11 protein-coding genes are annotated in these 11,265 nt (G+C 59.9%); 7 read left to right on the top strand and 4 right to left on the bottom strand.

All coding sequences use genetic code 11. The annotated features are described in order from the left end of the window. The first annotated feature begins 15 nt into the window (after nucleotides 1-15). The 4 genes from hslO (at nucleotide 16) to ACJ8HH_RS20905 (ending at nucleotide 3,575) form a co-directional block, all read left to right on the top strand. Entirely contained in the window at nucleotides 16-894 is an 879-nt protein-coding gene (gene hslO / locus ACJ8HH_RS20890; RefSeq protein ID WP_033636310.1) for an Hsp33 family molecular chaperone HslO, read from the top strand. A 195-nt stretch (nucleotides 895-1,089) separates the two neighbouring features. Continuing rightward, a complete protein-coding gene (pckA, locus tag ACJ8HH_RS20895) occupies nucleotides 1,090-2,709 on the top strand; it encodes a phosphoenolpyruvate carboxykinase (ATP) (RefSeq protein ID WP_015379308.1) in 1,620 nt (539 codons plus the stop codon). A gap of 126 nt (nucleotides 2,710-2,835) precedes the next feature. Continuing rightward, nucleotides 2,836-3,099, top strand: coding sequence for a FitA-like ribbon-helix-helix domain-containing protein (locus tag ACJ8HH_RS20900; protein WP_004930730.1), 264 nt, complete (start codon nucleotides 2,836-2,838; stop codon nucleotides 3,097-3,099). Further along, nucleotides 3,096-3,575: a type II toxin-antitoxin system VapC family toxin gene (locus tag ACJ8HH_RS20905; RefSeq protein ID WP_033636311.1), complete on the top strand. Its 480-nt coding sequence runs from the start codon at nucleotides 3,096-3,098 to the stop codon at nucleotides 3,573-3,575. The genes ACJ8HH_RS20900 and ACJ8HH_RS20905 overlap by 4 nt, the downstream gene beginning before the upstream one ends. Nucleotides 3,576-3,609: 34 nt before the next feature. On the opposite strand, the gene envZ is transcribed toward ACJ8HH_RS20905, so the two are convergent. From envZ to cbpA, 4 genes are all read right to left on the bottom strand, one after another. Further along, nucleotides 3,610-4,980, bottom strand: coding sequence for a two-component system sensor histidine kinase EnvZ (gene envZ, locus ACJ8HH_RS20910; protein ID WP_033636312.1), 1,371 nt, complete (start codon nucleotides 4,978-4,980; stop codon nucleotides 3,610-3,612). After that, nucleotides 4,977-5,696 (bottom strand): osmolarity response regulator transcription factor OmpR, encoded by a 720-nt coding sequence (gene ompR / locus ACJ8HH_RS20915; RefSeq protein WP_004709363.1) that lies wholly within the window; start codon nucleotides 5,694-5,696, stop codon nucleotides 4,977-4,979. The genes envZ and ompR overlap by 4 nt, the downstream gene beginning before the upstream one ends. Nucleotides 5,697-5,953: 257 nt before the next feature. Beyond that, a complete protein-coding gene (locus tag ACJ8HH_RS20920; RefSeq protein WP_033636313.1) occupies nucleotides 5,954-6,259 on the bottom strand; it encodes a chaperone modulator CbpM in 306 nt (101 codons plus the stop codon). Nucleotides 6,260-6,264: 5 nt separating this feature from the next. Then, entirely contained in the window at nucleotides 6,265-7,227 is a 963-nt protein-coding gene (gene cbpA / locus ACJ8HH_RS20925) for a curved DNA-binding protein (RefSeq protein ID WP_033636314.1), read from the bottom strand. Between the two features lie 230 nt (nucleotides 7,228-7,457). Between cbpA and greB the strand changes: the two genes are divergently transcribed. From greB to feoA, 3 genes are all read left to right on the top strand, one after another. After that, nucleotides 7,458-7,931 (top strand): transcription elongation factor GreB, encoded by a 474-nt coding sequence (gene greB, locus ACJ8HH_RS20930; protein ID WP_033636315.1) that lies wholly within the window; start codon nucleotides 7,458-7,460, stop codon nucleotides 7,929-7,931. Nucleotides 7,932-8,088: 157 nt separating this feature from the next. Then, nucleotides 8,089-10,422: a Tex family protein gene (locus tag ACJ8HH_RS20935; RefSeq protein ID WP_039569149.1), complete on the top strand. Its 2,334-nt coding sequence runs from the start codon at nucleotides 8,089-8,091 to the stop codon at nucleotides 10,420-10,422. A 609-nt stretch (nucleotides 10,423-11,031) separates the two neighbouring features. Next, a complete protein-coding gene (gene feoA / locus ACJ8HH_RS20940) occupies nucleotides 11,032-11,256 on the top strand; it encodes a ferrous iron transporter A (RefSeq protein WP_025304553.1) in 225 nt (74 codons plus the stop codon). Nucleotides 11,257-11,265: the final 9 nt, after the last annotated feature.

The raw sequence follows: 11,265 nt of genomic DNA on the forward strand, positions 1-11,265 counted from the left end.
CAATGAGAGAAGATTATGTCCAACCATGACCAATTGCACCGTTACCTGTTTGAAAACTACGCGGTGCGCGGCGAGCTGGTTACCGTCAGCGAAACCTATCAGCAGATCCTGAATAATCACGACTACCCGGCGCCGGTGCAAAAGCTGCTGGGCGAGCTGCTGGTCGCCACCAGTCTGCTGACCGCGACCCTGAAGTTCGACGGCGACATCACCGTGCAGCTGCAGGGCGACGGCCCGCTGAAGCTGGCGGTGATCAACGGCAACAACCGCCAGGAGATGCGCGGCGTTGCGCGCACCCAGGCGCCTATCGCCGACGACAGCACCCTGCATCAGATGATCGGCAACGGCGTCATGGTCATCACCATTTCCCCGACGGAAGGCGAGCGCTATCAGGGCGTGGTCGGCCTGGAAGGTGAAACCCTGGCCGAGTGCCTGGAAGCCTACTTCCGCCAGTCCGAACAGCTGCCAACCCGCCTGTTCATCCGCACCGGCGAAGCGGAAGGCCACGCCGCGGCGGCCGGTATGCTGCTGCAGGTGCTGCCGGCGCAGGACGGCAACCTCGATGATTTCGATCATCTGGTGCAACTGACCAACACGGTAAAAAGCGAAGAGCTGTTCGGCCTGCCGGCCAACGAAGTGCTGTACCGCCTGTATCACCAGGAAGAAGTCACCCTGTACGAACCGCAGGACGTGCAGTTCCGTTGCACCTGTTCACGCCAGCGTTGCGCCGACGCACTGCTGACCCTGCCGACCGACGAAGTGGCGGACATGCTGGAGCAGGACGGCAATATCGACATGCACTGCGACTACTGTGGCAGCCACTATGTCTTTGACCCGGTTGATGTTGCCGCCTTGTATGCGGGTAATACCGGAGAAAGCGATAGGTTGCACTAAGTTATACCCCCTTCGGCGGGCGCGCCCGGCGCCCGCCAACGCCCGCCGTTTGCACGTTTGCTTTTTTCCGTGTGCTATCTCTCAGATCGTAACGAAATACCGCCTAAAACGTTAAATATTTGATACCCATCGCTGTTACGCACCGTTAGATCCCTACAATTGCCGCCAGAAATTCTGTGACCAAGGAGTAGTAACATGCGCGTTAAAGGTATAACCCCTCAGGATCTGGCCGCTTACGGCATTCACGACGTTAGCGAAATCGTTCACAACCCGAGCTATGAACTGCTGTTTAAGGAAGAAACAGACCCATCTCTGGAAGGTTTTGAGCGTGGGGTAGTCACCAAGCTGGGTGCCGTCTCCGTCGATACCGGCATCTTCACCGGCCGCTCGCCGAAAGACAAATACATCGTCCGCGACGACATCACCCGCGATACCGTGTGGTGGGCCGATCAGGGCAAAGGCAAAAACGACAACAAACCCCTCAGCCCGGAAGTGTGGGCCGATCTGAAACACCTGGTCACCGAACAGCTTTCCGGCAAGCGCCTGTTCGTGGTGGATACCTTCTGCGGCGCCAACGCCGACTCGCGCCTGAAAGTGCGCTTCATCACCGAGGTGGCCTGGCAGGCGCACTTCGTGAAAAACATGTTCATCCGCCCGAGCGACGAAGAGCTGGCTGACTTCGAGCCGGACTTCGTGGTGATGAACGGCGCCAAATGCACCAACCCGAACTGGCAGCAGCAAGGCTTGAACTCGGAGAACTTCGTCGCCTTCAACCTGACCGAGCGCATGCAGCTGATCGGCGGCACCTGGTACGGCGGCGAAATGAAGAAAGGCATGTTCTCGATGATGAACTACCTGCTGCCGCTGAAAGGCATCGCCTCGATGCACTGCTCGGCCAACGTGGGCGAGAAAGGCGACGTGGCTGTGTTCTTCGGCCTGTCCGGCACCGGCAAAACCACCCTCTCCACCGACCCTAAGCGTCAGCTGATCGGCGATGACGAGCACGGCTGGGACGACGACGGCGTGTTCAACTTCGAAGGCGGCTGCTACGCCAAGACCATCAAGCTGTCTGAAGAAGCCGAGCCGGACATCTACCACGCCATCAAACGCGACGCGCTGCTGGAAAACGTCACCGTGCTGGCCGACGGCAGCATCGACTTCAACGACGGTTCGAAAACCGAGAACACCCGCGTTTCTTACCCGATCTACCATATCCAGAACATCGTCAAGCCGGTGTCCAAGGCGGGTCACGCCACCAAGGTGATCTTCCTGACCGCCGACGCTTTCGGCGTGCTGCCGCCAGTATCGCGCCTGACCGCCAACCAGACTCAGTACCACTTCCTGTCCGGCTTCACCGCCAAACTGGCCGGCACCGAGCGCGGCGTCACCGAACCGACGCCAACCTTCTCCGCCTGCTTCGGCGCCGCGTTCCTGTCGCTGCACCCGACGCAGTACGCCGAAGTGCTGGTGAAACGCATGCAGGCCGCCGGCGCCCAGGCTTATCTGGTCAACACCGGCTGGAACGGTACCGGCAAGCGCATCTCGATCAAAGATACGCGCGGCATCATCGACGCCATCCTGAGCGGTGAAATCGACAAGGCGGAAACCGTCACCCTGCCGATCTTCGATCTGGCGATGCCGACCGCGCTGCCGGGCGTGAACCCGGAAATCCTCGATCCGCGCAATACCTACGCCAGCCTCGAGCAGTGGCAGGAAAAAGCGCAGGATCTGGCCGAGCGCTTCATCACCAACTTCGACAAATACACCGACACACCTGCGGGCGCCGCGCTGGTCAGCGCCGGCCCTAAGCTGTAATTCGGTAGCGTTACCTCTTCAGCTAAGGCGCGGATCCCGCGCCTTTTTTTATTTTCAGCGATTGCTTTTTAACCAGCAAGGCGAGAAAATAAGTCAATGCAATCATTGATAGCAAAGGAGGTTTCAATGGCTACTATCACCGTCAGAAATCTGGACGACGAAATCAAAGAGCTGCTGCGTATTTCAGCGGCGAAAAACGGCCATTCCATGGAAGAGGAAGCGCGCATGATCCTGAAACAGGCGCTGGTGAAAAAGCCGCCGCGCTATGGATTGGGTACCTGGATGCATCAGCACTTCGCCGAATTCGGCGGCGTTGAACTGGAGATCCCACCGCGTGACGCCGTGCCACCACGCATCGTCACCTTTGATGATGAAGATGACAACGCATGATCATTCTCGACACCAACGTCATTTCAGAAACGCTGCGCCCCAGCCCGTACTACAACGTCATTAACTGGCTAAATGAAAAGGACAATGACGATCTCTATCTAAGCGCCATTGTCCTGGCCGAACTGTTCAGCGGCGTCGCCTGCATGCCTGACGGCAAGCGCCAGCGGGATCTCAAGCTCAAATTGGCGGACGCTCTTGAATTGAAGTTCGAGGGGCAGATATTGCCGTTTGATGGGCTGTGCGCGATGCAATACGCGGAATTGACGGCAAGGAATCGGCTGCTGGGTAAAGCGATGAGCGTGCCGGATGCCCAAATCGCCGCCACCTGCCTGCATTACGGCGCCGCCCTGGCTACCCGCAATACCAAAGACTTCCTCCACTGCGGCATCGAGTTAATCGATCCGTGGCAGGCGCCGACCGGCCGTCGGTTGCATGAGGATGCGGCGGAATACTACGTGATGAGCAGGAAGTCCTGACGGGGCCGCAACGACGCGGCCCGCGCCAAGCGCGTCAGGCGTTTTCCCTGGCGGTTTGATGGCCGTTGGCCGACTCTTTTTTCTCCATCGGCAACGGAATATACGCGCGGATCAAGAGCCCGCCGCGTTCGCTGGTGCCGATTTCCAACTCACCGTCGTGCGCATCGATAATACGCTGCACGATCGCCAGCCCCAGACCGGTGCCGCTGGTGCTGCGCGCGCTGTCACCGCGGACGAACGGCTGCAGCAGGTGCTTCAACTCTTCCGGCTTGATGCCCGGGCCGTCGTCTTCCACCTGGAACCAGCCGCGCTGCAGCTCGCGGCCGCTGCTGACCTTGATCCAGCCGTTGCCGTAACGCGCCGCGTTCACCACCATGTTCACCGCCGCCCTCTTAATCGACAGCGGGTGCACGTTCATCATCAGCTCACCCGGCGACAGCGCGGTTTCAATCACCCGCTCATAGCCGCTTTCCGCCGCGACCACCTCGCCCAAAATGGCGTTCAGATCGCTGCTTTCGGTCGGCATCTCCTGCCCGGTGCGCAGATAATCGATGAACTGCTCGATGATGGCGTTGCACTCTTCGATGTCTTTATTGATCGACTCGGCCAGATAGCCGTCTTCGGCGCTCATCATCTCCGTCGCCAGCCGGATACGCGTCAACGGCGTGCGCAGATCGTGGCTGACCCCGGCCATCAGCAAGGTGCGGTCATCCGCCAGCTGCTTGACGCCCGACGCCATCTGATTGAATGCGCGAGTCACCGACCGCACTTCGGAAGCGCCATACTCGCGCAGCGGCGGCGGAATAATCCCCTTGCCCACCTGCAGCGCCGCATGTTCCAGCTCCACCAGCGGGCGGTTTTGAATGCGGATAAACAGCCAGGCGCCGCCGATCGCCAGCAGCATGATCGCCAGCGTATAGCGGAACAGCGGAGAGAAGTCGCCCTGGTGGATTTCCGTCAGCGGCACGCGCACCCAGATATCGGGCTGCAGCCAGGTTTTCAGCCACACCACCGGGGAGTTCTTGTTCACCTCCACCCGCACATCGGTCGGCCCGCCGAGCTGCTGCGCCATCTGCTGGCTGAGGAACTGGTAGTGCTGCGCCCAGCGCAGGCCGCTCTCCTCCGCCGCCGAGTTGGTGTAGAGAGAGATGCCCAGTTCGCGGTAAATCTCGCGGCGGAACGCCGGCGGCACTTCCAGCAGCGTGCCGTCCTCCAGCTGCAGCCGATCGGTCATCAGCATACGCACTTCGTAGGCCAATACCTTGTTGAACTGCTGCAGGCTGGGTAGGATGGCGAAGTTCAGCACCACCAGATAGGTCGTCACCAGGCTGACGAACAGCAGGGTGACGATCAACAACAGGGTTCGGGCAAACGAGCTACGCGGTGAAAAGCGCAATCGCCTCATGCCTTGCTGCCGTCCGGGACGAACACGTAGCCGAGACCCCAAACGGTCTGGATATAACGCGGATGCGCCGGATCTTCTTCCACCATGCGGCGCAGGCGAGAGATCTGCACGTCGATGGAGCGCTCCATGGCGCTGTATTCGCGGCCACGCGCCAGGTTCATCAGCTTATCGCGCGACAGCGGTTCACGCGGGTGGCTGACCAGCGCCTTCAGTACCGCGAACTCGCCGCTGGTCAACGGCATCGGTTCGTCTTCGCGGAACATCTCGCGGGTGCCGAGGTTCAGTTTGAATTTGCCGAACGCGATCACCGCTTCTTCCTGCGAAGGCGCGCCCGGCAGCTCGTTAGCCTGGCGGCGCAGCACTGCACGAATGCGAGCCAACAGCTCACGCGGGTTAAACGGTTTAGGAATGTAGTCGTCGGCGCCGATTTCCAGCCCGACGATGCGATCGACCTCTTCACCTTTGGCGGTGACCATAATGATCGGCATCGGGTTGCTCTGGCTGCGCAGGCGGCGGCAGATGGACAGGCCGTCTTCGCCCGGCAACATCAGATCGAGCACCATCAAATGGAAGGATTCACGGGTCAGCAAGCGATCCATTTGCTCAGCGTTGGCAACGCTGCGAACCTGGAAGCCCTGCTCGGTTAAATAACGTTCCAAAAGTGCGCGCAGGCGCATGTCATCATCGACAACCAGGATCTTATGATTCTCTTGCATGGTATTACTCCCAAAGGCTTTATTGCCTGACTCGAATATTGTTAGAAAACCTTGCCATTTGAGACAGCGTTTAATGGTATGTATTCTAGACGAAATTGTTACAAAGCTTATTCTTTTCCCCATTTATCAACAATTTTCAGTGAATGTCGACGGGGGTTCGTCAAAATATCGCCCTTTATCAGCGCAATGTGGGGCCGCGGCCCAATTTTACGCAATTTCGCCACCGGCAAACCGCACGGTGGCGTTTTGACGGCGAGTCAGGAAGTCTGCAGGAAACGCGCCAGCTGCCGGCGCAGCTGCCGGTTCTCTTGCTGCAGCGCCTCAACCCGATCGAGCAACGTCAGCGCCATGGCGATCCCCGGCCAATCCAGATCCAGCTCGGCCCGCAGCCTGCGCGCACGCTGCAGATGGCTCAGCGCCGGGTAGTCGAACTCCCAGCTCGGCTGCGCCGGCTCCAGCGGCACGATCACGCCCAGGCCAACGATCTCGACCAGCTCATCCTCTGAAATCTCCACCCGTTGGCACAGTTCCACCACGGTGAAAGTGATCTCTTTCTTCATCATGTGCTTTACTCCCATTCCGCGCGCGGGTTGAACGCCGCCTGTTCAGCCAGTTCTCGCCACAGGGCGCTGGCCTTCTCGTTCGGCTTCGGCGGCATCACCACCTTGAGAATGACATACAGGTCACCGGGCTCTTTCTTGCCCGCCAGCCCCTTGCCCTTGACCCGCAGCCGTTTGCCGCTCTGGCTGCCGGCCGGCACGGTCAACGCGATTTTGCCGGTCAGCGTTGGCACCTCAATGCTGGCGCCGAGCGCCGCCTCCCAAGGGGCGAGAGGTGCCACGATGCTCAGGTTGTGGCCGTCAATCTCGAACAGCGGGTGCGGCGCGAGGCGGATGACCAGATACAGATCGCCGTTCTGGCCGCCGCCCACGCCGGCCACGCCCTGCCCCTTGAGGCGAATGCGCTCGCCGTCGCCCACCCCGGCCGGGATTTTCACGTTCAGCGTTTTGCTGGCTTCGCTCACCTGCCGCCCCAGCTCGTCGTACACCGGCAGCTTGTAGGAGATCTCGCGGCTTTGGCCATGCAGCGTTTCCTCGAGGAACAGCGGCACCTCCATCTCCAGATCCTGGCCGCGGAAGCCATGCCCGCCGTGCGAGTGCGAAGCGGAGCGATGCCCGCCCGCCGCACGCCCGCCGAACATGCTTTCGAAGAAATCGGAGAAGTCTTGCGCGTCGGCACCGCCGCCGTGCCATGAAGCGCTCTGCTGATAGCCGCCGCGATCGCCGCGCGCCTGGCGGCCAAAGTTCGGATCGTTGCGGTGCAGCCGGATCTGATCGTACTCGGCGCGGCGCTCTTCGTCCTTCAGCACCTCATAGGCTTCGGCCAGCTCCTTGAATTTGCTCTCGGCGTCTTCTTCGGTGCTCACGTCAGGGTGATATTTACGCGCCAGCCGGCGGTAGGCCGTTTTGATGGTTTTCAGATCGGCGTTGGGCTCAACGCCCATCGTTGCGTAGTAATCTTTAAATTCCATGCGGTAATACCTTCAATGTGTTGGGTTGTGCGCCAAAATTCCTTGTCTCTCTCGCCAGATATCCTCCTTTCGTCACATTCCTTTTCCGCTATCGCTAAGCATACTCCCGATTGTTAAAAGCTGCGCAAACTGAATAACAACCGTGCGGCAACGCGCAGGCCCGCGCGCCATTTCTAAAGCCCCCCGCATTCACGTACACTGTGGCGGTGGCCCCATAAAGATAAATCACCATGAGAACTCAACTGATAACCCGTGAAGGGTATGACAAGCTCAAGCAAGAGCTGGATTACCTCTGGCGCGAAGAACGCCCCGAGGTGACCAAGAAAGTGACCTGGGCCGCCAGCCTGGGCGACAGAAGCGAAAACGCCGACTACCAGTACAACAAGAAGCGGCTGCGCGAGATCGACCGCCGCGTCCGCTATCTGACCAAATGCCTGGAGCAATTGAAGATCGTCGATTACTCCCCGCAGCAGGAAGGCAAGGTGTTCTTCGGCGCCTGGGTGGAGGTGGAGAACGACGACGGCGAGACCAAACGCTTTCGCATCGTCGGTTACGACGAGATCTTCGGCCGCAAGGATTACATCTCCATCGACGCGCCGATGGCGCGCGCCCTGCTGAAAAAAGAGGTCGGCGACGTCGCCACCGTCAATACGCCGCTGGGCGAGGCGCAGTGGTACGTTAACGAGATAGACTACCCGAAGTAAGCTTTCAGCTTTTTCCGAACCGCCGCCAACGCCGCCGCCTGCGCAGTTCTCCACGTGGCGGCCGCGCGGCGGCGGCCCGCTCCACTGGCATTTTCCCCGATCAATCCGTATAACTGTCCCCTGTTTATTCACCGTTCTCAATACAGATACCAGACCTATGAATGACCCACTGAGCCGCATTATTGCAACAGAACTGCAGGCCCGGCCGGAGCAAGTCGACTCCGCCATCCGTCTGCTGGATGAAGGTAATACCGTGCCCTTTATTGCACGCTATCGTAAGGAAGTCACCGGGGGCCTGGACGACACCCAACTGCGCCAGCTGGAAACCCGCCTGGGTTATCTGCGTGAACTGGAAGATCGTCGTCAGACCATCCTGAAGTCGATCGATGAACAGGGCAAACTGACCGAACAACTGGCGGGGGCGATCAACGCCACGCTGAGCAAGACCGAACTCGAAGACCTCTACCTGCCGTACAAACCGAAGCGCCGCACCCGCGGCCAGATCGCCATCGAGGCCGGTCTGGAACCGCTGGCGGACGCGCTGTGGCAGGATCCGCAACAGCAGCCGGAACTGCTGGCTGAACGCTACGTCGACGCCGACAAGGGCGTGGCGGACGTCAAAGCCGCCCTCGACGGCGCGCGCTATATCCTGATGGAGCGCTTCGCCGAAGATGCCACGCTGCTGGCCAAGGTGCGCGACTACCTGTGGAAAAACGCCCATCTGGTGTCCAAAGTGGTCGAGGGCAAGGAAGAAGAAGGCGCCAAGTTCCGCGACTATTTCGATCACCACGAACCGATTTCTCAGGTGCCTTCGCACCGCGCGCTGGCGATGTTCCGCGGCCGCAACGAAGGCGTGCTGCAGCTGGCGCTGAACGCCGATCCGCAGTTTGAGGAAGCGCCGCGCGAAAGCCAGGCGGAGCTGATCATCATCAATCACCTCAACCTGCGCCTGAACAACGCCCCGGCCGACGCCTGGCGCAAGGCGGTGGTCAACTGGACCTGGCGCATCAAGGTGTTGCTGCACCTGGAAACCGAGCTGATGGGCACGGTGCGCGAGCGCGCGGAAGATGAAGCGATCAACGTTTTCGCCCGCAACATGCATGATCTGCTGATGGCCGCGCCGGCCGGCATGCGCGCCACCATGGGCCTCGATCCGGGCCTGCGCACCGGGGTGAAAGTCGCCGTGGTCGACGCGACCGGCAAGCTGGTCGCCACCGACACCGTCTACCCGCACACCGGGCAAGCGGCCAAAGCCGCCGCCATCGTCGCGGCGCTGTGCATCAAACACAACGTGGAGCTGGTGGCCATCGGCAACGGCACCGCTTCGCGTGAAACCGAGCGTTTCTATCTCGACCTGCAAAAGCAGTTCGGCGAGGTCCGGGCGCAGAAAGTGATCGTCAGCGAAGCGGGCGCGTCGGTGTATTCCGCGTCCGAACTGGCGGCGCAGGAGTTCCCGGATCTCGACGTGTCGCTGCGCGGCGCGGTGTCCATCGCCCGTCGTCTGCAGGATCCGCTGGCGGAGCTGGTGAAAATCGACCCGAAATCCATCGGCGTCGGCCAGTATCAGCACGACGTCAGCCAGAGCCAGCTGGCGAAGAAGCTGGACTCGGTGGTGGAAGACTGCGTGAACGCCGTCGGCGTCGATCTGAACACCGCGTCGGTGCCGTTGCTGACCCGCGTGGCCGGCCTGACGCGCATGATGGCGCAGAACATCGTCAACTGGCGCGACGAGAACGGCCGCTTCAGCAACCGTGAGCAACTGCTGAAAGTCAGCCGCCTGGGGCCGAAGGCCTTCGAACAGTGCGCCGGCTTCCTGCGCATCAACCACGGCGACAACCCGCTGGATGCTTCCACCGTTCACCCGGAAGCCTACCCGGTGGTGCAGCGCATCCTGGCCGCCACCGAGCAGGCGCTGCAGGACCTGATGGGCAACGCCTCGGCGGTGCGCAGCCTGAAAGCGGTCGATTTCACCGACGACAAGTTCGGCGTGCCGACGGTCACCGACATCCTGAAAGAGCTGGAGAAGCCGGGCCGCGATCCACGTCCGGAGTTCAAAACCGCCACCTTCGCCGAAGGCGTGGAAACCCTCAACGATCTGCAGGTGGGCATGATCCTGGAAGGGTCGGTCACCAACGTCACCAACTTCGGCGCCTTCGTGGATATCGGCGTGCATCAGGATGGCCTGGTGCACATCTCCTCGCTGGCGGACAAGTTCGTTGAAGATCCGCACACCGTGGTGAAGGCCGGCGACATCGTCAAAGTGAAGGTGATGGAAGTCGATCTGCAGCGTAAACGCATCGCGCTGAGCATGCGCCTGGATGAGCAGCCGGGCGAAGGTTCACCGCGCCGCGGCGGCAACGCGCCTGCACAGACGCGCGACCACGCCAACCGTTCGGCGGGCGGCAACAAGGCCAAACCGCGCAACGCGGCGCCGGCTGGCAACAGCGCCATGGGCGACGCGCTGGCGGCGGCATTCGGCAAGAAACGCTAAGTCAGATCCAACAGGGGGCGGAGCCTGCTCCGCCCCTTTCTGATGAATAAAACTTGCGGCATTTCTTGACCCGCCTCAATAAACCGTCATCTTTTTATTTCCCGCGCCTGCGTGACCACCCTCCCATTATTCAGGCAACAACAATCCCTTCTGCAGCCATTTATTAACAACTTCGTTAACACGCATTTTTCATCTCGCGAATTGTGAGAGAAACACAAATGGTTACCGCTCGCATTACGGCGGAATAATGTTATCGAATTGCCTTTCGGTGGAAATAAATAAAGGGAAAAAACCATCTATATTTGCAAACAAGAAAACTCGGCTACAAATACGTAACTGATTTAACTCGCCATTCTCATTTGTTCCCCAGCGCAACCGGTGGTAAAACGTCGTTAATCAAGACAACGCCATCAAAAACTGTCGACGCCATAATAATTGGTTACAATACCCTTACTTTTTGTATTGAACGCGATAATGATAATTACTATTATTTGCGCTCACTTTATTGCATGACCTTATGGATGAATACCGCCGACGGCGTGGCATTTTCGCCGGCAACGTCCAATTATCATCAGCCCGATGCTCATCGGCACCCGGAAGGTTAATCACATGCAGCTCCAACCTAAACGCACGTATAAGATTGTCGGCTTTTCCGGTGAAATTGCGCCGGCCTACCGCCAGAAACTGTTATCGCTCGGCATGCTGCCCGGCTCTTCGTTCGACGTAGTGCGCGTCGCACCGCTGGGCGATCCGATAGAAATTAAAACTCGCCGCGTCAGCCTGGTGCTGCGCAGGAAGGATCTGGCGCTGCTGCAGCTCGACGGCCAGCCCTGAGCCGCCGCG

The sequence above is a fragment of the Serratia sp. CY32780 genome (assembly GCF_052169135.1).
In the GTDB taxonomy this organism is placed as follows: Bacteria; Pseudomonadota; Gammaproteobacteria; order Enterobacterales; family Enterobacteriaceae; genus Serratia; species Serratia sarumanii.